This is a genomic window from Lacihabitans sp. LS3-19, from assembly GCF_024343575.1.
Classification (GTDB): Bacteria; Bacteroidota; Bacteroidia; order Cytophagales; family Spirosomataceae; genus Leadbetterella.
On record NZ_RJUA01000001.1, the window covers coordinates 329,400 to 353,097 of the forward strand.

At 36.2% G+C, this 23,698-nt stretch carries 18 protein-coding genes; 7 read left to right on the forward strand and 11 right to left on the reverse strand.

Translation table 11 applies throughout. From position 1 onward, the window contains the following. Positions 1-166 precede the first annotated feature (166 nt). Entirely contained in the window at positions 167-1,108 is a 942-nt protein-coding gene (locus EGI22_RS01290; protein ID WP_255065823.1) for an alpha/beta hydrolase, read from the reverse strand. Positions 1,109-1,259: 151 nt separating this feature from the next. Here EGI22_RS01290 and EGI22_RS01295 point away from each other — a divergent pair, with 151 nt between their 5' ends. Beyond that, positions 1,260-2,357: a Gfo/Idh/MocA family protein gene (locus EGI22_RS01295; protein ID WP_255065824.1), complete on the forward strand. Its 1,098-nt coding sequence runs from the start codon at positions 1,260-1,262 to the stop codon at positions 2,355-2,357. Between the two features lie 79 nt (positions 2,358-2,436). Here EGI22_RS01295 and EGI22_RS01300 read toward each other — a convergent pair whose 3' ends face one another. From EGI22_RS01300 to EGI22_RS01325, 6 genes are all read right to left on the reverse strand, one after another. Then, positions 2,437-3,567, reverse strand: a complete 1,131-nt coding sequence (locus EGI22_RS01300) for a hypothetical protein (protein ID WP_255065825.1) — start codon at positions 3,565-3,567, stop codon at positions 2,437-2,439. Positions 3,568-3,748: 181 nt separating this feature from the next. Beyond that, a complete protein-coding gene (locus tag EGI22_RS01305) occupies positions 3,749-3,901 on the reverse strand; it encodes a hypothetical protein (protein WP_255065826.1) in 153 nt (50 codons plus the stop codon). A 79-nt stretch (positions 3,902-3,980) separates the two neighbouring features. Then, positions 3,981-5,807: a LytTR family DNA-binding domain-containing protein gene (locus EGI22_RS01310; protein ID WP_255065827.1), complete on the reverse strand. Its 1,827-nt coding sequence runs from the start codon at positions 5,805-5,807 to the stop codon at positions 3,981-3,983. 188 nt (positions 5,808-5,995) lie between these two features. Beyond that, the gene (locus EGI22_RS01315; RefSeq protein ID WP_255065828.1) at positions 5,996-7,087 is read right to left on the reverse strand and encodes a hypothetical protein; all 1,092 of its coding nucleotides are present in this window, start codon (positions 7,085-7,087) and stop codon (positions 5,996-5,998) included. A gap of 13 nt (positions 7,088-7,100) precedes the next feature. Further along, positions 7,101-7,748 carry a response regulator transcription factor gene (locus tag EGI22_RS01320; RefSeq protein WP_255065829.1) on the reverse strand — a complete coding sequence of 216 codons (648 nt, stop codon included), beginning with the start codon at positions 7,746-7,748 and terminating at the stop codon, positions 7,101-7,103. 68 nt (positions 7,749-7,816) lie between these two features. Then, the gene (locus tag EGI22_RS01325) at positions 7,817-9,676 is read right to left on the reverse strand and encodes a histidine kinase (RefSeq protein ID WP_255065830.1); all 1,860 of its coding nucleotides are present in this window, start codon (positions 9,674-9,676) and stop codon (positions 7,817-7,819) included. A 475-nt stretch (positions 9,677-10,151) separates the two neighbouring features. On the opposite strand from EGI22_RS01325, the gene EGI22_RS01330 reads away from it, so the two are divergent. From EGI22_RS01330 to EGI22_RS01340, 3 genes are all read left to right on the forward strand, one after another. Then, positions 10,152-12,494: an ABC transporter permease gene (locus EGI22_RS01330; protein ID WP_255065831.1), complete on the forward strand. Its 2,343-nt coding sequence runs from the start codon at positions 10,152-10,154 to the stop codon at positions 12,492-12,494. 45 nt (positions 12,495-12,539) lie between these two features. Beyond that, on the forward strand, positions 12,540-14,954 hold the full coding sequence (locus EGI22_RS01335) for an ABC transporter permease (RefSeq protein ID WP_255065832.1): 2,415 nt from the start codon (positions 12,540-12,542) through the stop codon (positions 14,952-14,954). Between the two features lie 150 nt (positions 14,955-15,104). Then, a complete protein-coding gene (locus EGI22_RS01340) occupies positions 15,105-16,883 on the forward strand; it encodes a family 43 glycosylhydrolase (RefSeq protein WP_255065833.1) in 1,779 nt (592 codons plus the stop codon). 130 nt (positions 16,884-17,013) lie between these two features. On the opposite strand, the gene EGI22_RS01345 is transcribed toward EGI22_RS01340, so the two are convergent. Next, positions 17,014-17,757: an NIPSNAP family protein gene (locus EGI22_RS01345; RefSeq protein ID WP_255065834.1), complete on the reverse strand. Its 744-nt coding sequence runs from the start codon at positions 17,755-17,757 to the stop codon at positions 17,014-17,016. A gap of 143 nt (positions 17,758-17,900) precedes the next feature. On the opposite strand from EGI22_RS01345, the gene EGI22_RS01350 reads away from it, so the two are divergent. Continuing rightward, the gene (locus tag EGI22_RS01350; protein WP_255065835.1) at positions 17,901-19,415 is read left to right on the forward strand and encodes an oligosaccharide flippase family protein; all 1,515 of its coding nucleotides are present in this window, start codon (positions 17,901-17,903) and stop codon (positions 19,413-19,415) included. Here EGI22_RS01350 and EGI22_RS01355 read toward each other — a convergent pair. Continuing rightward, positions 19,410-19,799, reverse strand: a complete 390-nt coding sequence (locus tag EGI22_RS01355) for an HIT family protein (protein ID WP_255065836.1) — start codon at positions 19,797-19,799, stop codon at positions 19,410-19,412. The genes EGI22_RS01350 and EGI22_RS01355 overlap by 6 nt on opposite strands. 76 nt (positions 19,800-19,875) lie before the next feature. On the opposite strand from EGI22_RS01355, the gene EGI22_RS01360 reads away from it, so the two are divergent. After that, positions 19,876-21,156, forward strand: a complete 1,281-nt coding sequence (locus tag EGI22_RS01360) for a DUF3472 domain-containing protein (protein WP_255065837.1) — start codon at positions 19,876-19,878, stop codon at positions 21,154-21,156. A gap of 47 nt (positions 21,157-21,203) precedes the next feature. Here EGI22_RS01360 and EGI22_RS01365 read toward each other — a convergent pair whose 3' ends face one another. Then, positions 21,204-22,523 (reverse strand): Gfo/Idh/MocA family protein, encoded by a 1,320-nt coding sequence (locus EGI22_RS01365; RefSeq protein ID WP_255065838.1) that lies wholly within the window; start codon positions 22,521-22,523, stop codon positions 21,204-21,206. Positions 22,524-22,649: 126 nt separating this feature from the next. On the opposite strand from EGI22_RS01365, the gene EGI22_RS01370 reads away from it, so the two are divergent. After that, positions 22,650-22,907, forward strand: a complete 258-nt coding sequence (locus tag EGI22_RS01370) for a type II toxin-antitoxin system Phd/YefM family antitoxin (protein WP_255065840.1) — start codon at positions 22,650-22,652, stop codon at positions 22,905-22,907. A 555-nt stretch (positions 22,908-23,462) separates the two neighbouring features. Here EGI22_RS01370 and EGI22_RS01375 read toward each other — a convergent pair. After that, on the reverse strand, positions 23,463-23,669 hold the full coding sequence (locus EGI22_RS01375; RefSeq protein ID WP_255065841.1) for a hypothetical protein: 207 nt from the start codon (positions 23,667-23,669) through the stop codon (positions 23,463-23,465). Between the last annotated feature and the right edge of the window lie 29 nt (positions 23,670-23,698).

The window sequence follows — 23,698 nt, forward strand, 5'->3', positions numbered from 1 at the left end:
TTTCTAAAAAAAACCTGTATTATTTCGAAAATATATAAAGAAGTACTTTAAATTTTACGGAGAGTTTGTTGATCGGAGGTAAGAAATAAATTCAAAGTTCTAAAGCGGAGTACTAAAAAATTGGTAGAATTTATTTTAAATCCTACCAATTTTTATTAATAAAATTTTATTGTGCCACAAGAAACTTATTTACATCTAGCCAATGAATAAAGGCATCGAACCAACGGTTGCTCGTCCGGTTGGGATTTCCAAGACCAAATCCATGGCCACCATTTTGGTAAAGGTGAAATTCGACAGGTATACCAGCTTTATACCAAGAATCGATTACTCCAAATTGCCCTCTAAAAAGGAAATCGTCTGAGGCAATTACATTAAACATGGGTGGAGCATTTTTGGGCACTTCCATTGGTCCCATTCCTCCATATATCGGTCCAATAAAAGCCAGTTTCATTGTTTTAGAATGTAAAGTAGCATGCATGGTCAGGCCTGCACCAGCCGAAAAACCAATCATACCGATTCTTTTTGTATCCACGCCCCATTCAGTAGCTCTATTAATAATCAGTGCGTAGGCTGCCTCCGCATCTTGCAATTGATTGTCTAGGTTTCGTTGTGGAGCTGGTGGAGGCGTTACCGCTTTCGAGCCATCCGTTGGTGTGGGAGCTGGAGGGCGAGGGCGATTCATCCATGCAGTAAAATCTTCAAGTTTTTCTGGTGTAGGGTTAAGTCTATATTTTAATACAAAAGCGGTAATTCCTTGCTTAGCAAGTGCTTCGGCCACTTCCCAGCCTTCATTTCCTAAAGATAACCAACTGAAACCTCCACCTGGTGCAACTATTACTGCTGTACCGTTAGCTTTACCTGCTTCAGGAAAAAAAGGTGTTAATGTGGCTTTGGTAATGTTGCGAGCCATCGGATCTCCCCATTGGCGAAACCAAGTTTCGGATGCAGGCTGATTTTCAACACCTCCTGTTCCAAGTTGAATTGCCTTGGGTTCTGAAGGTGTTTCAAGTGGATATATTGTGCCATCTTGAGCTATAACCTCGACCGAGATTAACAACATGCAAAGTATATACCATGCCTTTGCCGAATTTTTTAATTTTAGTAACATATGATATTATTTAAGGTTGAAGAATCAAATATAGTGTATTTTGGACACGTTATAAAATTTTGAATTTATTAATACCTTTCATTAGGATATTATTACCTTTAATTTTCATTTTCAATTACTTAGATTCATTTTTAAAAAATTTGATTTTTTCATGAAAAAAGCCATAAACCGTAGATCTTTCATAAAAGGAATAACCGCCACATCGGCCATAATTCCAGCAATTGCTTTAGCAAATCCTGCTCAAAAATATGAGGGTAAAAAAATCAAAGTAGCCCTAGTGGGTCTTGGCCGATATGCAGAATACATGGTGGCACAGATGAAAGATTGTGAATATTGCGAAGTAAGTGCTTTGGTCAGCGGAACGCCATCAAAGCTGGAGTCTTGGGGGAAAGAATACAAAGTGCCAGTAAAAAACAGATACAATTACCAAAATTTCGATGCCATCAAAGACAATCCTGATATTGATTTGGTATATATAATTTTGCCCAATGCGATGCATAAGGAATATGCGATTCGTGCCGCCAGAGCCAAAAAACATGTATTGGTAGAAAAACCAATGGCGGTTTCGGCAGCGGATTGTTTAGAAATGATAAAGGTTTGTAAAGAAAACAATGTACAATTGGCCATGGGCTATCGTCTTCATTTTGAGCCATATAACATGGAGATGATGCGTTTAGGACAGAAGGAAGTATTCGGAAAAGTTAGAGTTGTTGAAGCTTCTCTAGGATATTTTGCTGGCGAAAAAGGCGAGTGGAGGTTAAACAAGAAACTAGCGGGTGGCGGTCCTTTGATGAACCTGGGCGTGTATTGTGTACAAGCTGGAAGATATATTACCGGCGAAGAGCCTATTGCAGTTACTGCTCAGTTTGGGCCAGTTTTACGAAAAGAATTGTTTACCGAAGTGGAAGAATCTATCACTTGGCAGATGGAGTTCCCCAGTGGTGCAGTTTGTACATCCACTTCAACGCTTGCGGCGGGTATAGATAGGCTTTATGCAAGTGCCGAAAACGGACGTTTTGAACTGAGTCCCGCCATCAGTTATGGCCCTTTCAAAGGACGCACACATGAAAAAGAGATGGACTTTCCACAAATAAACCAGCAAGCAGCCCAAATGGATGCTATCAGTAAAATCATTTTGGAAAACAAACCAATGCCCGATCACATCTCAGGGCTTGAAGGTTGGAAAGACATGAAAGTATTGGATGCCATTTATAAAGCAGCCGAAACTGGGAAGAAGGTGAGGATTTAGAAATATTTATAGCGAACCATATTTCCCAAAAGCTTATACTATTCTTCGAAGTTTTATTCCTTCAGTTTTTCAAAAACCATTACTTTTTATAAACCACAAATGTGAAAAATCTATCAGAAGCAACTCCCGAACTATTGGCGGTATAGACCGTTAGTTTACCGCTAGTTGAGCCCGAAGAAATAAAACCAAATACATTTTCATTGTTTAAAGTCGCAATAGTGGTGTAATTAATCATGTCATACGTTTCACCAGTAATTGTTATTTCATAAAATCCATTACCTAATCTCACCACACTTACGTTATCCGTGCTTGAGGCCGCATTTTTTGTTCCATTTTCGCTTATATTACCATAAGCTATAGGAACGACATTTGCAGTACTGGTTTGTGTTCGATTGACCTCTCCTGTTATGTTTGCGGTTCCAGCATTATTTACCCAAAAACGCCAGGCATTTCCAATCCATATTCCCGCCTCTGTATCATTTTTTAATCCAACAAATGAACCATCAGCATCAGAAAGGCCATTTGTAGAATTGCTGAACCATACACCCGCTGTATTTCCGTTATGCCGGATTCTTGCTCTACCGTTTACGTCGAGAATGTTATTTGGTGAAATTAAACCAATTCCAACATTGCCAGTACCCGTTCGCAAGGATGGACCCAAATCTGAAGAAAAGTACCCCCCAGTGCCAGAAATAGAAGTACCTGAGATTCCAATACCATTATTGGAATATCCTTGTGAACCAATACCACCACCATCATGGCCTCCACTTATTCCATAGCCATTTCCATTTGTGCTAGAATTTGTGGCATAGATAGCTCCAGAGGCACTGCTCGGGCTGGTATTGGTTGCTCTAGCCCGAATTGCAAATCCGTCAATTCCAATAACGGTAGCATTGATAGCTACAGCTTCGCCAGTTAGATTTGTATTAGTGATTTTAAAAGAACCACCATCATATCCCGTAAAATTGTTAGCAGTACCTTCATAAGGAAGATTAAAAGTGCCAATTACGCTCCAAGCGGAGCCATTGCAAGTATAAAATTTGTTATCAGTGCTTAGGTAAACCATTTTTGCTTTATCATTTACCCCACAAGAACCCAAGGATGAAACTGACGAAATGGCTACAAACCCACCGGAGCCAGGTTGAAGAGTAATAGATTGACCAAATGCTATGTTAAATAAAAAAAGAATAAGAAATGTTAGTTTTTTCATGAGTTTTTTATTAAAATTTTTTATCAAAAGAAATGATTTTTTAATTTTTAAAAATGCTTACTTTAAATCTAAAATTCTTAGCAAACTTTAAAAACTAAACTTTATTTTTTGGATTTACTAAAAGGGTAAAATGTTAGTTTTTAGTTAATTTCAATAAAGTAATTGAAATCTCCATTTATTGTTAATTGCTTTCCACCAACCTAAGTTTAACTTTAGTTGATAGTTTAAACATTTTGATATGGGAATGATTGCTTGGCGAAATACTTACCGATTGCCCAAAAAGACTTACATTAAATAAAACCAGAGCCGTAATTAAGAGATTAAATTTATTCATGACATTATTATTTTTTTACAAAATTGGATCTTAAATCCACGTTCGTCAATCGGATAAATATATGGTTTTTAAAGTCTATTTATCGTGTAAGAATAATCCTTACTGGTGTATTGTTTGGAAAGGAATTACTAGTAGCAGTAGGATTATATAATTTGACCGAAACGGTGTTAGAAGATGAAACCCAAACCTGAGATATTAACAGTGAACCAATGTCTCCTGTAAAATTCAAAACCACATTATCACCCGGAACAGCACCTGTAGCTGTTACAGAAAGTGTTGTAAAATTGTTTGCAGCATAGGTTATTGACATGGTAGTTTCTATTCTGATAAATTTCGAAATAGTTCCGCTGCCCAAGCCAAGAGTGCCGCCAACTTGTAAATTGTTAGCAACATTCAATGAGCCATTTACTTCTGTTAGGCCATTATTTCCTATTAAAAGCTTCCAATCGTTGTTAATTTTCACTCCAAATTTTTCACTGTTTTGCGTTGCGTTTTGTAATCCTACAAAAGTTGAATTTGCCTCGTCTAGCACATTGTTACTATTTTCTATAAATATGCCTGCATTATTCCCATTGTGTCTTAATCGGAGTCTTCCATCCACTTCAAGCTTTTCGGTTGGATGAAGTACACCTATACCTGTTTTTTCTTTTATATATGCCCCATAAAGATTACCAGACCCCTCAGTTTCTACAAAAAGCCCATATTTTTGAGATACAGAAGTTCCGGCCACTTTAAAGTATCCACCATAATCAATCAATGCAGTCGAATTACTATTTGTATTACTTGCAAAAATTCCATAAGAATTTAAAGAAGAATTTCCAGTAACAATAAGATTCAATCCGACTCTTTTACTCACAGTTCCTTGGCCAAAAACAGAACCTGTAATTCCCAATGCTTCAGCCGATCCATTGACGTTTGAAAAGGTTATTGCGGAAAATTTCCCACCAAAGCCAAGATCAGAACTTATTGAATTCATAATTACTTCGCCATTAACACCACTTCCGACACCATTAGCTAAATAGTTTTCGCCCCAAACGCCATGAGATTGTTGATTGGCTACCCCACTGGTTTCACCTTTTACTCCAGCTCTGATATTCACGCCTCCACTTGTTCCGTTTGAAACTCCCTCGACACCATAAGATTTTATTGTATTTGGCGTGTTTGAGGTTACCGTTGAAACAAAATATCCTCCTACTCCCTTCTTGTTGACTGCAGTTGCGTCATTTAAAAAGCTATAGCCCTCCACCCCGTATGCATCACCTCCTTTCTGAGATGCCTCTCCAAAAACACCCACAGATTTATTACTGACAAGACCTGTTGCAACTCCAAATACTCCGAAGTTTGATTGTGCCGTTCTTTGGCCAATTGCAGAACCAAATAATCCATAATTACTTAAATTGGAGTTCCCCGAAATTCCCAATGTACCTACTACGGCATCACTCTGGACAGCAATTCCCGTATTCGCACGGATGGCCGCTTTACCAATACCAAGATGAACAGTACTACCCAATCCTTTTACATCCAGAATGGCATCGGTTCCTTGAGGGTTGGCATCAACCACATTCTGGGCTATTACAATCGAAATTTGAATAAAAAACATAAATACAAAGGCCATCAATGCTTTTTTTCGCCTTCGTGAAATCATAAATATCTGACCATCAACGGTAGAAAGTCGATTTTCAACAATAGTTTCAATTGCATTTCTATTTATCAAAAGCGAGCGATTTATTCTGACAAATGATATTTCCAGTGCTTTTTGATAAACAAGTAGCGAGTAGGCCATTAAAATTTTTTGACCGTTTTTTAGAAAAAAGCAACTGTAATTTTTGTCGCTTTCAATATGACTTACTGCCTCATTGGCTTGGAGCAAGAGTTCGGAATGTTGCTTTCTTGGGAGATGTTTCATGACTTTTTTTAGACAAAATTCGGATAGAATTTAAAAAAAATCAATCGGATAAATATATGGTTTTTGCTTTCTCAATAATTAAATGGCGTTTCATTGATCCAATGAAATCCGCGGTTCATGAGTCTTGACTTTTCAGGGTATTTTCGTAGGTATTTGACCTTACTAGAAAGGCTGTCATTTGCTAAAATTTAGCTGTCACTCTTCAGTGTATATTTATAATTCCAGGTTTTATTGAGTTTGACTTTTTCGTTTATAAAAAGTGTTTTTTTAATCGTATCAACTTTTGCTTGGAGATAAATTGTAGTTCCTTCCTTATCATATGCCCTCAAAAGATCATTGCTAGCAAAATTGATTTTGTTCCAATTTATGTCTTGAGAAATTGAATCACTTTGTAGTTCATAATAACCAAAAAGTTCGTGTTTTGGACCATTTAATTCCTTATGACCTTGAATTGTTGATACCACTCCACCTCCAATTAAGAATAATAAAAACGTATATTTAAAACCGATTAAGAGTTTATTGAAAATCGGTTTTCGAAACCTGAATGCCTTTTGGATGTTAAGTTTTACAGGGGTGTCGGTTAGAAAAAAGCCAAATAAATCCTTAAGATTATAAGACAAAATATATAATGTCATTATAAAAAGAGTGGTAGAAAATATTTTGACTGGCACATCATAAAAATAGTTTATGGCCATGACATTAACTGTGGCAAAAAGGGAAATAATAGCACCCAAAACTACCGTTCTACGCCAAAACATGAGACCGGCCAGCACCTCAACAATACCCATAAATAGGTTATATCCATACGAAAAACCCAAAAAAGTCCAGGCCAATCCCATTGGGCTAGATTCGCCGTAAGTTTGAGAAAGACGGTATGGACTAGGATATGGAAATTGCATTTTCCAGATTTTAATCAAACCGTAGTCAATAAGCATTAGTGCCACAAAAAAGCGTAAAACTACTATTAACCAATAGTTTAGTCGCTCATAATTAGTCTTATTTCGTGCCATAATAAACCAAATGACAGCACCAAAGAAAGCTATTGAGAAAATAATTAAGTTCAAAACCCAGTCGTAGGTAGTATCTCCGCTTCCATTACTAAACACAGTGATGGGATAGCTTACAATATTAAAAGTTTTGGAAACAGCCGGAACTAACCAATGCAAAAAATCAATGATAAGGGGAAACATCCCTATGGTATCAACAAAAGCCGTTTGGGCAAATAGTAGAAAAATAAACAAAAAGAAAAACTTCGAAATTGGGGTATTGAAATGACTCATTTTTAAAATAATATTATGAAATTAACCTTTCTTTAAGGGCCTTTACTACTGCTTCTGACTTGGAATTGACATGCAATTTTTTGTAAATATTATTGATGTGGCTTCGCACCGTACCCATACTTATAAAGCAATTAGAAGCTATCATTTTGTAAGAGTCGCCATCTACAAGGCATTTTAAAATATCAAGTTCTCTATCTGAAAGATTGTTTTCTGTATTTTTTACCACTTTGGGCTGAGTAAAAAACTCCAAAACTTTTCGTGCAATGGCTGGTGTCATGGGTGAACCGCCATTGTAAATTTCATGAATGGCCTCGATGATTTCTATGATTTTTGATTTTTTGAGCAAATAACCCGAAGCCCCAGCTTGCAATGCACTAAATAGCTTGTCGCGGTCTTCAAAAACCGTCAAAATCAAAATGTTGACATTTTCATAATGCTCTTTTACCAATTTGGTGGCCTCGATGCCATTCATGTGTGGCATATCTACATCCATCAAAATCACATCTGGTAGAGCCACTTTACAATTTTGAAGAATTTCAATAGGCGACTCAAACCCACCAAGAAACTCAAACTCTTCAGAACTTTGCAGCAAATGAGCCAAACTGGTCCTCAGTGTTAGGTTGTCTTCATACAGTGCTACTTTGATCACGTGTTGGCTCATTTGTTATAAAGACAAAGTGAATACTTTTTTTACAATAAAACAATCAGATAAATATATGGTTTTACAATTTAGATAGGAATGGTTAGTGCTACTTTTGTGCCTTTTCCTAATTCACTTGTAATATCCAAATGAGCTCCAATCTTCTTTGCTCTGCTGTGCATATTTTTTTGTCCATTCCTGTCTGATTTCGCATTCATATCAAAACCAAAGCCATCATCTGATACGCTCATTTCTAGAGCTTTGTCATTTATCCTGGCAACTATTTTGGCATTCTTACAATTACTATATTTCACCAAATTGTTGATGGCTTCTTTCAATATCAAATAAATATCCCGACGCTTGCCCATGTCTATTTTGATGTTTTCAAGTTCCGTCGAAAAATCAAATTTGAAATCAATGTCTTTGGACTCCAACATGGGAATAGCATAAGATTTTAGTCGCGTTTCGAGATTATAAAACTCATCGTTGTCAGGGTTGATGGTCCAAATGATTTCATCCATTTTCTCTATTACATTTCTAGCATCATTGCTTACCTGAGTCATGATTTCAGGATTAAATTGCTCCTTTTTTTGTTGAAAAGCCACCAATTCAGACAATATAGAAATACTACTTAGTGTGCTACCAATTTCATCGTGAAGGTCAGCCGAAATACGATTTCTAAGCTTTTGGGTATTTTCTAAAACTTTTATCCTTTGTTTTGATTTGTAAGAATTGAAAGCCAAAAATGCAATTACCGCTACCAAAGCCCCTAAAATAGCCAAAAGAATCAAACGCATATTGGCTTGTTTTTTCTCAGTTTCCAGTTGCTTAATTTCCGCCTCCTTTTTTTTGCTTTCATATTTGGTGAGCAATTCTTGCATTTTTTCGTCACTGTCAGCCGAAAAAACAGAGTCATTGGCCACATTGGCTTCTAATAAATACTGATAGGCATTTCGGTAATCTCCGAGCTGTGCAAAACTTTCTGATAGAGATTTAGATGTGGTGTATTTATCCGTATAATCGTCGAAATCTTTGGCTTTTGAATACGCTTTTTTGAAATAAGCATTTGCAAGATTAAATTTCCCTTGGACATTATAAAGCTCGCCCAAACTATGATAGGCGGATTTCTGAGCTTCGGGAGATTTCAAACTTTCGCTTAAACTTTCATTCCTCTTTAAATATTTCTCTGCCTCAACATATCTTTTAGTTTGCATTAAAAGTCTTCCCACATTGTCCAAAAGATCAGTTTGCAACAAAGGGTAATTGGCATCTTCAGCCAACTTTAGTCCCATTTGATATTCTTTTAAGGCTTCGTTTGTTTTACTTTGATCATCCAGAATATTCCCTAGTTTGTTTTTATGGATTGCCATTCCAATTTTATCCTCTTTTTTCTCGGCAATCTCAAAGGCCATTTTATTGTACTTAATAGCCTCTTCGTAGTTTTTCCGAAACTTATAAATGCTACTCACCATTCCATAAGGCCCATGATCTAACCATTTTACTGGATAATTTGGATCTTCTTGCACTTTTACGGCCATCAAAGCATACTTCAGAGCATTTTCCCTATCGCCCAATTGCTCATAGCCAACAGCAATATTGTTGAGTGAAGACTCCTCCAAAGTTTTATTGAGCTTGTATTTTTTGACAGTTCCCAGGCACATTTTAAAATTTTCAAGAGCCAGTTTTGATTCAGTTTTTTGATTGTGAACCAATGCCTTTAATAAATAATGAAAGTAAATTCCTCGACCATAATTTAGTTTTTCTGATAATTGTTTAATCACCACAATCAAAGAATCTGCCTTTTTATAATCAGCGTGATCATAAATTTGCTTTAAAGTATAAGGCCTTAAAGCCCTGACATAAACCGTGTCTTTGGGATAGGTTTTTAAAAATAAAACAAGTGAGTCTTCAGATTTGGGGATAATTGCTGGGTCCTGTGCTACTAGCATGAAACCATTGATAATCAACAAAAAAAACAAACCAAAAAATTTCAGAGAGATTTTTTTCAGAATTTCAGCAAGAATTTCCATAGGTTTTATAATATTTCAGGGATATTTGATAAAATTGAGAATTTTAATTCTAAAGTCAAAATTAAGTATATGAATTTGATTATAAGGATATTGAATATGAATTCATCTTAAGTAGAAAAAACAAAAGAATATTAAACATTAATCACTGATTAAGATCTTATTGCATTATTTTCAAATAACTAAACTCCACGTCCAATGACGTACAAAAGTGTTCGATTACGGACGAAAAATTAGAAACAATAAATCATAAATACCTGAAGATTAATTCACTATGCAATTGGCATGGCATTTGACCTTATAAGTTTAGGTTATGAAAAATCTATTTGTTTAAAATGGAGGAGTCAAAATTTCATAGGTAAGTTTAGCTCCTTCATTTTTAAAATAAAATTGAATTATGATTAAGAATTACTTTAAAATTGCCATAAGAAGTCTCTGGAAAAACAAGCTTTTTTCCTTTATTAACATCGTTGGTTTGGGTCTTGCATTGCCTTTTGCTTTGCTTTCTCTTTTGCAATTACAGAGTACATTTGAGTTTGATAATTTTCACCAAAACCCAGAAAGGATTTTTAGAATTATAACAGACGAAAAAACCAATGAAGGCGGTCAAACACATTATGCTTCCACTCCTTATTTATTGGCCGATTTATTGGAAAATGATTATCCAACTATTGAAACAGCCACAAAGACAGCTCGAGCATACAATTGGGAACTAAATAATACAATAAAGTCACTAAGGGTAAATACCCTATATGTTGAACCCACTTTCTTTTCCATTTTCCATTTTAAAATTCAAAATGGGAGCTTGCCAATTGAACCAAATACTTTGGTTTTAAGTAGTGAAATGGCAGAAAAATTTTATGGTAAAAACAATCCTGTTGGGCAAACGCTTACACACCCAACATTCGGCGTTTTTAAGATAACAGGTGTTTTGAAACCTTTTAAAAAAGAAACACAATTTCAAAGTGACGTTATGGTTTCTATGTCATCTTTTCCTAACGCTCAGCCATCTTGGGGAGATTATGAAAATTATACTTTTGTGAAAATCAAAGACGGAACTAGACCAGAAGCTCTGGATTTAGCTCTTGCACAAATTGCAAAAAAAACGAATCCATTTTTGATTGATCTTAAGAAACGAAACGATTTTAGAAAGCAAGCACTTGCCAGTATTTCGCCAAGCAAAGAAGACCTTCAAAATAACCCTTATGTAAACAGATGGAGTGATATTTATTTCAATTTCACTATTCCGGTTATGATATTGTTATTAGCGGGTTTTAATTATACTAACCTTACATTGGCTCGTTCTTTAAATCGCTCGCGGGAAGTAGGGGTACGAAAAGTAATGGGTGCCGTTCGTTCTCAATTAATCCTTCAGTTTATGGTAGAGGCCATAATGATTGCTTTTTTTGCCTTATTAATCGGCATTTTGGTGTTGATGTTTATGAAACAATACATTCATGTTAACTGGGTGACTTGGGAAGTGGATAATCAATATATTATTATGTTTCTTTTTGTATTTTTCACTTTAGTTTTGGGTGTTTCAGCAGGCAGTTTACCGGCTTGGATTCTTTCAAGTTTTCAGCCCGTTAAGGTGCTGAAAGGGTCCGTTTCTCCCTCAAGTTTTGGTAAATTTAATCTTCGTAAAGTTCTTATGGTCATACAGTTTGTAGTGGCTATGGCATTTATTTTTCAGATAGGCCACATGTACAATCAGTTTAATTACATGGCAACAGAAAATGGAAATTTCAATAGAAAAGGCATCGCCAACATTTCGATTTCTGATGAAAACTATCCTCTGTTGATAAACGAAATTTCTAAAAACAAAAATGTAGAAAAAGTCGGTCTCTGCTCTGTTCCATTTGGTGGTTCAGCTGCCGAATATGCCATAAAGGCCGACAAAAAAGATGAATATCAAGCAAGTTATTATTACGCTGCAGATAAAAATTTTATTGAGAACATGCATTTGAGTTTTCTAGCTGGTCAAAATTTGCCAATTTCGAGTTCTGATTCTGCCGGTAACTTTGTAATAATTAATGAAAAAGCAATTGAAAAACTAAGACTAGGCTCTGCTAAAGAAGCTATTGGTAAATCAATGATTTTGAACAACAGCGAAGTGGAAATAATAGGTGTAATTAAGAATTTTTGTCATTTCAATTATCAATCTGCAATCCAACCTTTGGTATTTCAATATAATCCTGCCGCATTTCAAACCATTGTGATTCAGACAAATACTAAAACCAGCAAGTCTGATTTTGAAGCAGAAATGTTAAGCTTATGGAAAAAACAATATCCGTTTCAGCAGCAGTCGTTTGGATGGTCAGAAATAGAACTTTATGAAAGATATTATCCCGCAGAAGATATGAAAATGATGGGAATGGCCTGCTTTGTAATTCTCATAATAGCGGTGATGGGATTGTTGGGAATGGTTATTTATAATACAGAAAAAAGATTTAGGGAAATAGGCATTAGAAAAGTGATGGGAGCATCTGTATTTAACATTGTTAAAACATTGTCTGGAAATTTTCTAAAATTAATATTTATATCCAGCTTAATTGCCATTCCAATAGGCATTATAGGAGGAGTGTTTTTTAAAAGTTTTTTTGTATTTCATCCCGAAATAAATATATCGCTCATGGCCTTGTTTTTCGTAGCTATATTCATAATTGCATTATTTACGATTGGTTTCTTTAGCTATAAAGCAGCAAACTTAAACCCCGTCAAAAGTTTAAAAGCGGATTGAAAATTTCTCAAAATATTTATTTTAAGTATTTAGACAAATATTAAAATGATTAAAAATTACATAAAAATTGCCTGGAGGAATCTCCAAAAAAACAAAGTGATGTTTTTGATAAACATTACAGGTTTAGGTATTGGTATAGCTACCTGTTTGATTATTTCACTTTTTGTATTTGACGAACTCAGCTATGATAGATTTTATAAAAATGCAAATAAAATTGCCAGAGTTACTTTGAAGGCAAAGCTTGGGGACGAAAACATACGGGAGTCTTCAGTGATGGCACCAGTAGGAGCAACCCTCAAACGAGAATTTCCAGAGGTTTTGGACTATACTCGCCTAAAGAACACGTTTAATATTCAGAAGGTAAATACAGGTAAGAAAAAACTGAGGAGCGGAAAAATGGCTCAAGTTGACCCCAATTTTTTTGAATTATTTACACTTAAATTTCAAAATGGAGATGCTAAATCGGCCTTAATAAATCCATCTTCAGTTGTGCTAACTTCATCTCAAGCCAAGACCTATTTTGGTTCTGAAGAGGCAGTAGGCAAGACCTTAGAAATTGAAGGAATGGGGTTTTTTACTGTCAGTGGTATTATTGAAGATATTCCTCAGAATTCCCATTTTCAGTTTGATCTTTTTACATCTTTGGCTAATAATATGGACGCTAAAAGCCAAAGTTGGATGTCAGGGAGTTTTCAAACTTATCTATTGCTAAATAATCAAAATAGCATCGAAACCTTAGAAGCAAAACTGCCTGTTATAGCCGAAAAATATATGGGTGACGAGATAAGGTCTGGTTTTGGAATGTCATTTAAAGAGTTTATTTCCAAAGGAAATTCCATCGGACTATTTTTACAGCCATTGACCAAAATCCATCTCTATTCTGATTTCACAAATGGAGACTTATCAACGGGTGGAGATATAAAAACCGTTTATATGTTTGGGGCTATTGCCCTTTTGATGTTGCTGATAGCCTGTTTTAATTTTATGAATTTATCAACAGCTGGAGCCTCAAAACGCTTAAAAGAAATAGGCATGCGGAAAGTTTTAGGGTCTGCCAAGAACCAATTGGTGCTACAATTCTTATCCGAATCTTTTCTTTCCGTGCTTCTGTCTATGGTCTTAGGAGTGACTTTAGTTTTTGTTTTTTTACCATATTTTAATGCCCTTTCAGGAAAATCTTTGGATTGGAAACTATTGCTAAGACCATCCACATTGGTTATATTTTTAGTTTTGACACTAATAGTCAGTATTTTGTCTGGTGCGTACCCCGCATTTTTCATGTCTTCTTTTAAGCCTTTAGAGTCCTTGAAAAACAAATTTTCTTCAGGTGGAAACAAAGGAATCAGGAGTACTTTGGTTGTTTTTCAGTTTGCGGTTTCGGTATCGCTCATTATAGCTACTTTGGTAGTTAATCAGCAGATGGATTACATCCACAATAAAGATATGGGCTATGAGCGAGAAAACTTAATAGTCATGCGACATGCAGGAATATTAGGAAATAACCTAAAGGTTTTCAAGGACCAATTGCTAGCTGACCCCAAGGTAAAAAGTATAACTATGTCGGCGTTTATTCCAGCTGGCCCAACAGACGACGGCATGGAAATAATTAAAACATCTGCCAATTCACCAGATAAGATTAGAACGCGATCGTATAATATCGACGAGGAGTATATTCCAACATTAGGTATGCGTTTGATAAAAGGGCGAAACTTTTCGAAAGATTTTTCTACAGAAAATCAAAATGTGATTTTGAACCAAACGGCCTTAAAAACTTTTGGATTAACTGATGATCCAATTGGAAAACAAATTTTTAAACAATCCAATAACCAAAATCAAGCACTCACTATTATAGGCGTTATCAAAGACTTTCATGCTCGCTCTTTACATGAACCCATTGAACCAATGATTATGCAGTATAATCCATATTATGGCTTAATAGTCAAAACAAAAACAGGAGATATCTCTGGGTTGCTTGCTAATATGCAACAAAAATGGCAGGCATTTGGCACGGGAGAAGAGTTTGATTATGCTTTTTTAGACGAACTTTTTAATGAAACCTACAAGAAAGAATCCAATATGAATTCTATATTAGGCTATTTTGCAATTCTCACAGTGTTCATAGCTTGTTTGGGTTTATATGGCCTTATAACATTTACAACTGAGAGGCGATTTAAGGAAATTGGTATCCGTAAGTCATTAGGTTCCAGTGTGCCCCAAATTGTCGCTTTACTTTCAAAAGAGTTTTTGTATATGATTGGCATATCATTTTTTATAGCCTTTCCATTAGGGTATTATACAATGAAAAACTGGCTGCAAGATTTCGAATATCGAACTGAATTAAATTGGTGGATTTTTGTGCTTGCCGGTTTAGCTACAATCTTTTTAGCATTTCTAACTATCAGCTATAGAAGCATCAAAGCAGCACTCATGAACCCTGTGAAAAGTTTAAAAACAGATTAATGTAATTGCTTATTTGTACCTCGAAATGCTTTTCGGAAGATAATATATTCCATTGTTTTTCAATTAAAACACTCCAAAATAAGACTCCACACATCATTTTTCTTTTCTATTAAAAACATTCGTATTTTAGCAAGAAGTTTTGCCTTAAATATGAAAAAAAACCTTTTGTTTCTTGTGCTTTTTAGTGCAACTGTTTGTGCTCAATCGCCCCAATTGAATATTCCTGCCGCTAATGCTGCTCCAAAAAAAACGTACTGTAATCCTATGGATATCAACTATCAGTACAATTGGGAACAAGTAAATGATAAAATTTCCTACCGAAGTGGAGCTGATCCAGTTATTATAAATCACCAAGGCGAATATTATCTTTTTCATACCATTCAGGGTGGCTATTGGCATTCCAAGGACCTATCAGATTGGCGATATGTAAAGCCCTCTCGCTGGCCAATGGAAGACATGTGTGCTCCAGCGGCATGGTCTAAAGACGATACATTGTTTCTTTTTCAGTCTACTTTCCAGCAGCGTCCTATTTTCTATACCACTACGCCCAAAACTGGCAAACTAGAATTTTACAATCGTTGGCTACCGCAATTGCCCAAAGATGTAGGCCCTTGGGATCCCGCCCTTTTTTACGACGAAGACTTGAAAGAATGGTATATGTATTGGGGTTCATCTAATACCTATCCGTTGTTTGGCTCTCAGCTTGATAAGGACAAAAAACTAAGCTATAAAGGTGACTATAAGCCTTTTATATATCTTGACCCCAAAAATCATGGCTGGGAAAGATTCGGTCAAGATCATAAATCAGACATAACGCCTTTTACCGAAGGTGCATGGATGACCAAACACAATGGCAAATATTATCTACAGTATGGTGCTCCTGGAACCGAATACAACGTGTACGCCAATGGCACTTATGTAGGTGACCATCCGCTTGGGCCATTTACCTACGCTCCCTACAACCCGATTTCGTACAAGCCGGGTGGATTTATGCAGGGCATGGGTCATGGCTGTACTTTCAAAGACAATTTCGGCAACTACTGGAACATGGGCACGCCATGGATAGCCGTAAACTGGAACTTCGAACGCAGAATAGAGATGGTGCCGACCGATTTTGACAGTGACGGACAAATGCACTCTATTACTCGCTTTGCAGATTTTCCGCATAGGTTGCCCACAAAAAAATGGACAAGCAAAGACGAGCTTTTCACTGGCTGGATGTTGCTTTCTTATAAAAAGCCAACACTTTCTTCTTCACAAAAAGAGGAAAAATTTGGCTCGAGTTTGGTGACAGACGAAAACCCTAGGACATTTTGGGTAGCAAATACAAACAAAAAAGGAGAATGGCTTACCATAGATCTAGAAAAGGCTTGCACAGTAAATGCCCTTCAAATAAACTATACAGACTACAAATCAGATATTTATGATTCGGCATTGCCAAAGGTTTATATTCAATACAAAATCTATAGTTCTTTGGATGGAAAAAACTGGACTAAAATTGAGGATAATTCAAACGAAAAACGGGACAGGCCCAATGCGTATATCGAACTTCCAAAAGCTATAAAAGCCAGATATATAAAGTTTGAAAATATTCACGTTCCGATGCCCAATTTGGCAATAAGTGACATCAGAATATTTGGTAATGGAGGCGGAAAAGCACCCCAAACGCCAAAAAACTTAGAAGCTAAAAGAGATACAGATGAGCGAAATGCCTTTGTAAAATGGGACAAAGTAGAAGGAGCCGTCGGTTATAATATATTGTGGGGAATAGCCCCAGACAAACTCTATCAAACTTACCAAATATGGGCTGACGAACCCAACGAAAAAGAAATCAGAGCCCTAAACGTGGGCGTGAAATATTACTTTGCCATCGAAGCTTTTAATGAAAATGGAGTTAGTGGTGTGAGTGAGGTGATGGGGGTGGATTAAAGTTGTTTTTGTCCTTTCAATTATTCAGATTCAAACTTTATTTTGAAATTATATCTAAAATTTCATCATAAAAAAAACGGCCAGATAACCAATCTGACCGCTTTCAAAATGAATGCTATTTTAAAAACTTTTACAGCTGCGAATACTTCAAGGGCTTCAAAAATACACGGTGAATATTTGAAACCGTATTGGCATATTCAGGTAAGCCAACAATGCGTTTCCATTCTGGATGAGCCGAAAATTTCTTCCAATTGGCATCACGCTCTTCCATGTCTTTGAAAGATAACATATAAGTCAAACATGGCATTTGTCCACCAGCAATCCGCTCACCAAAAAACACCGAATGCAATCCTGTTTCTTTAAAAATCTGCAGCTCGCTATCGTTAAACATTTTTACTTTTCTTAGATAAGCATCTTCTATGTAGCCTTCATAAGTTCTAAGCTCAAAAACTTGCGAACCTGCATCAGGTTTTAATAGCCTCGGAATTCCCGAAAAAGCATTGAATAAAAAAGTTTCGTATCTGCTAAAAGGAGCCTTGTCTGTAGTTATTTGATTATATTCAGCACTGCTTGCAGCAAAACCTTGATCTGCAGCAAGATCCTTTTTTACAGCATCATATTGAATGATACTTTCGAAAGGAATAAAAACATAGATTTTCGAAGGATTGTCTTGGCTCCACTCTTCGAATGCTCCAATGTTTTTTATCCCGTGTTGGTTTAAGGCGGGAAAAAGTGCCTTTTCGAGATAATTGTGCAAACCGGAGGCAGGCGAACCAAATTTCATTTCATAAACACGAAGCTCATAGAAATCCTTCTGTGCTAATACTGTAAGTGAAATAAAACTAAAGACTAACAGGGAAAATATTTTTTTCATTTTATTATGGTTTGAATAGACAAAAATATGAAAATTTCTTTCATGAGTTAGTGCTATTTATCACAGTAGAACGAAAGTCGCCTATTCTTTTGCATTCTTAACCAAAAATTCGGAACATTGCGACTCAATTTTGATTTGGATAAATGAGTTTATTTAAAAAATTAGCAGGCGACACCGTTCTCTATGGCATGAGTAGCATAGTCGGCCGCTTACTAAACTGGCTCTTGGTAATAGTCCACACAAGAGTTTTTGAGCAGCAAAGCCTCTTAACAGAAAACGCCCAATTATACACTTGGGTAGTTCCATTAAACATCCTTTTCACGTTTGGGATGGAAACGGCGTTTTTCCGATACGGCTCCAAAAAAGAGAACCAATCGGAGTATTTCAACATCATTTTGAGTTTTATTTTGGTCTTAAGCATAGCCTTGGCGGCGATAATAATATTTTTTGCTGGACCAATCGTAAACTATCTGAAATTTCCTGGCAATGAGCATCTTGTAATAATGCTGGCCATCATAATGGCAGCAGATGCGGTAGCTGCTATAGCTTTTGTGAAACTTCGAGCTCAAAACAAAGCCAAAAAGTTTGTGAGCATCAAACTAGCCTGGATTTTTATCAATATTGGCCTTAATGTTTTCTACCTTATTTTCTGCCACAATATACTCAAAGGCACATTTTTACCTGAGCTGAAATCTTACGCAGCTATGTTTTATTTGCCATCTGTTGGGCCTGATTATATCATCTGGGCCAATTATGTAGCCAGTCTTATTTGTCTTGGATTACTTTGGAAAGAGTTTGTTGGATTTCGTTTTGTTTTTAATCTTGAAAAACTAAAACCCGTATTAAAATACGCTTATCCCTTGATGATTATGGGATTAGCGGGTTCTGTAAATCTAACTGCCGACCGCTTAATGTTCCGTGACCTTCTTCCTTATGGGTTTTACCAAGGTTTTGAAGATCCAGATGTGGCTTTCAGTATTTATGCTCAAGTATACAAGCTTTCTATTTTTATGACCCTTGTGGTGCAGGCTTACAGGTACGCTGCTGACCCATTATTTTTTGCAAAAATGGGGGACAAAAACTCTCCAGATTTGATAGCTCTCAGCACCAAATGGTTTACTATCGCCTGTATAGCTCTTTGGGTAGGCGTTAGTCTAAACCTCGACTGGATTCAATTATTGATAGGTGAAAACTACCGGTCTGCTGTTTATATCGTGCCCATTTTGTTATTGGCCAATTTGTTTATTGGTGTCTATGGCAACATGTCCATCTGGTATAAACTATCAGACAAAACCCAATACGGCACGTACCTTACTGTAGGAGCAATGATAGTTACAGTGGCTCTTAACTACTTTTTGATTCCGACCATGGGTTATTTAGGTTGTGCGATTACCTTCGCCATTTCATCCTTTTTAATGGTAGCTGCTTGTTACTATTTTGGCCAAAAATATTACCCAGTTCCATATGAAATGCTTTCGGTGATGGTATATTTAATTGCTGCAGGGGCTTTGATATTTATAAGTTCTAAAATCCAAATTAGCAATTTCGTATATTCTGTTCCTTACCACATGCTCCTCACATTTTTATTTTTGGGTGCTATATATTGGTGGGAGTTTAAAGTCAAAACCAATTTAGATTTCAAGAAAACTGAATTATAAATAAGACTTTATTTTAGTAGCAATCTCAGCTAACTCTTCTTGTGAAATCTTGATTTTCGAATTGAAATTCATGTCATTCATGCTGTTCATGGGGATCAAATGCACATGTGCATGTGGCACTTCTAGGCCTATCACAGCTATGCCCACTCGCTTACAAGGCACAGCTTGCCGGATAGCTGGCTCAATAGATTTGGCGAATGCCATAAGTCCTAAATACATTTCATCCGAAAGATCAAAAATATAGTCAACTTCCTTTTTGGGAATTACCAAAGTATGTCCAGGTGCACAAGGGAACACGTCAAGGAACGCAAAGTAATCTTCTGTTTCGGCTATTTTGTGGCAAGGAATCTCGCCATTTATGATTTTTGTGAATATGGAGGCCATTGGTTTGGTATTTTTTATGCAATTTTAGACTAAAATATTTTCAGTAACAAACAATGTGTCTGCTAAAAGAAATTTTATGAAAGGCTTTTCAATCTTAGTATCCTTGTGTTTTATAGTTTTTTGCTGCACCAGCCTTGTTTCTCCTGTAGTTTTGCATGATGAAAATAAACATATCGTACCTTTTGGAGGCAATGCTTGGGTTACAAATGGGGCTGATATAACCAAAAATGGGTTAGAAAATTGGACAAAAGAAAATCAAATATGTACAGTATATTTAAAAGTCTCTAAAGCTGGTAACTTGAAAGTTTCATTAATTCTTACAAGTGAAAAAAGTAAAATTCAGGTTGGAATTGCTGGGGAAAATAAAATTATCCAAACAGCTAACATGCCTGAAACAATGGCAGGAGAATGGGAAATAAAAGACCCAGGCTATATAAAAATTGAAATAAAAGGAATAGAAAAACAAGGATCTTCATTTGGTCAAATATCAGCCATTGGGGTAAGTGGTTCGGCTATAAATGTTGAAACGGCTTTTGTAAAAAACAACGAAGGCAATTACTTCTATTGGGGTAGACGCGGCCCTTCGGTGCATCTCAATTACAATACAGAAGGCTTGGAAAACATAGAATGGTTTTATTCTGAAATCAAAGTACCTAAGAACAATGACGTGATTGGTTCCTATTATATGGCCAATGGATTTAAAAATGGGTATTTCGGTATGCAAGTAAATTCTGAAACCGAACGTAGGGTTTTGTTTTCAATCTGGAGCCCATTCACAACAGATGATCCAAGTAAAATACCCGAAGACCAAAAAATAGGATTGCTCAAAAAAGGGCAAAATGTTTACACTGGCGAGTTTGGCAACGAAGGTGCTGGTGGGCAGAGCTATTTGAAATACAACTGGAAAGTCGAGAATACCTATAAGTTTTTGTTAGGTGCCAAACCCGATGGAAATGATTTTACGACCTATTCGGCCTATTTTTTTGCTCCAGAAGAAAACAAATGGCAACTCATAGCCAGTTTTAAAAGACCCAAAACCAATAGTTATTTGAATGGACTTTATTCTTTTCTAGAGAATTTTGTGCCAGAAACGGGAAATATTCAGCGTGAAGCGGAATACGGCAACCAATGGGTTTTCGACCTCAAAAATGGTTGGGTTGAAATCAATAGAATCACATTTTCGGCAGATGCTACAGCACGAATTGCTTACCGCAAAGATTATGCTGGTGGGCTAAAAGGAGATGCATTCTTTTTGAAAAACTGTGGCTTTTTTGATGAAACTACTACGATAAAAACAACTTTCGAAAGGCCTATAAAAAAAGATAAACCCCAAATGGATTTTCAGAGTTTACCATGATTTGCTTTGAAAAATAAAATCAATTTTCTTTTATGAATACAAAAATGTCAAATTTTGATAGCCCATTCTCCGTTCAATTTCCTTCCTAAAAGTGCGTTCGCTTCTTTGTCTCCTTTGAATATTTCCTTTTCAGGGTTCCAAGTCAAAGGACGGCCAAGTTCGTAGGCAATATTGGCGATATTACATAAAGATGAGGTGCGGTGGCCAATTTCAACATCACATATTGGTTTGGTTCTATCTCTCATTGCCTGTAAGAAATCTTTATAGTGATTTTCACTTTTATAAACGTGTTTTTCTGTTTCTCCTATAAACCTTGTGGCTAACTCGACTGGGCTAGTTTCGATTTTTTTTCGCTGGATTTTAATTTCTCCTTCCGAACCCATAAAATGGATAGCATTGTTCCATTCCCAAGGTTCGTGCGTCATGGTTATACCATTGGCATATTTTATGGTTAAATGTTTTACTTCTTTGCCATCTGGTGGGCTTAGTGAAACCGGTCCACTACCATCCATATCAAGTGCCCATTGCACTATGTCAAACATATGAGCTCCCCAGTCGGTCACCATTCCACCACCAAATTCTTTATAAAGCCTCCAGTTTGGAAACACATCTTTGCTCAGTGGAGGAGCCAGTTCAGCGTTGAAGGGGACGTATTCGTTTGGTCCTAACCAACGTTTCCAATCCAGTCCTTCAGGTATAGTTTCTTCTGCCAAATTGTATCTTACTGGTGGCTTACCAACATTAACTTTAATATGTTTTATATCTCCGATATAGCCATTTCGCACCAATTCTGCTGCTTGACGAAACTCTGGCCAGGAGCGTTGCATACTTCCCGTTTGAAAAACCCTTTTGTATTTTCTGGCAGCATTTACCATAGCTCGGCCTTCTTTTACCGTAAGTGCAAGTGGTTTTTCGCAATAAATATCTTTACCTGCTTCCGCTGCTTTTACAGCCATTACTGCGTGCTGATGGTCTGGTGTAGCAATCACCACGGCATCTATTTTTTTTCTGGCAAGTAGTTCTCGGTAGTCATTGTAAACTGCAATGTCTGAATAAGTGCCTAATGCAGTATTTTTGTCATAGACACCTTTTATCCTTTCAAGCATTTGCTCCCCCTTGGCTTTGTAAACTTCGCTGATGGCTGTTATACGAATTTCGCCCGTGTTTAAAAACGAATTTGCCAGACCTTTGCCTTGTTTTCCAGTACCAATAAAACCCATATTAATAATATCACTAGGAGCTTTGTAAAGCTCGCCCAGAGCATTTTTGCCACCTAAAACATGGCGAGGAACAATCATAAAACCACCTAAAGCAGTGGCGGCCTTTGCTAGAAATCGCCTTCGATTTTGAGTATTTGTATTTTTCATTTTTTATGGTTGAATATTGAAGTATGAAGTTAGTGAGTTTTGGGGAAATCAGCATAATCAATCAGCGATATTAAATGAGGAAATAATTTGTGTTATTAGCTAACTTAACTATACGAAATCAAAAATATGGAAACGGTAAATGTTCATGATGCCATAAGTCAACTTTTAGCACTGATAAATAGGGTCTTAAGTGATGAAAAAAAAATAATTTCCCGCAATAACCAACCCCTTGTAGAGTTGACTCCTTTAGTAAAGCAAAAAAGGATACCAGGTAAATTAAAAGATAAAATCAAAATCCTTGGTAATTGGGAAGAATCCGAGGTTTCTGCAAACGAATTGTTTATTAATAGCGTAATGTTTCCAAAAGAGAAAAATACTAATTGATACCCATGTTTTATTTTGGTGGTTGACTAAACTAGAAAAACTTAAAAATGAGCATTAAAATATCATATCAGGTGCTGAAAACGCAACTTTAGTTAGTGTCGCTAGTTTTTTTGAAATATCAATTACTAGCATCCAACTAAATATTGAAAATTGAATTTCTAACTCATAAACAATTGATAATCAACAACCCCGAAGGGGTGATTTTATTATAATAAAAATGACCCCCTTGAATTAAAAACCCTGTAAGGGTTTAATTTTCAAATAGTTATATTGAGTTTTTTTTATTTATTCGGACGCCAGTAAATATCAATTAAAGAAAAGATTGGAAAGTTAAAATTTGAAGAAAGCTTTGGAGAAACTTTTAAAGATAACGCTTTTGAAAGTTTACCAATAACTTTGAAACGCCTTGAAACTTTTCGGACTACTGTTTTTCCACATAAAGACCCATTTTATATGGTTTTGATAGCTCAAGCTATAAGCGAAAACATTGAGCTTATTTCTTATGATAGTCAGTTTTGCAAAATTCCAAATTTAAGGATTATAAATTTCGCACGCTCACACAAACCCCTTAATACTTAAAGTACCATTTTCTCTTTGAAAAACTGGCATCAGTGTTTGGTTGCCTTGATTTACAGTGCCGAAATAAAAGTGACTGTATGATTTTATTTTCATTGGCAACAAATCAGGAAACTGGGCTTTCAAAAGTGCAGGAATTTCTCCGTTTGACTTCACAACATGCTTTGGTACGATTATTCTGGCCATGATTTTGATTGTAATAATTTACTGAAGGT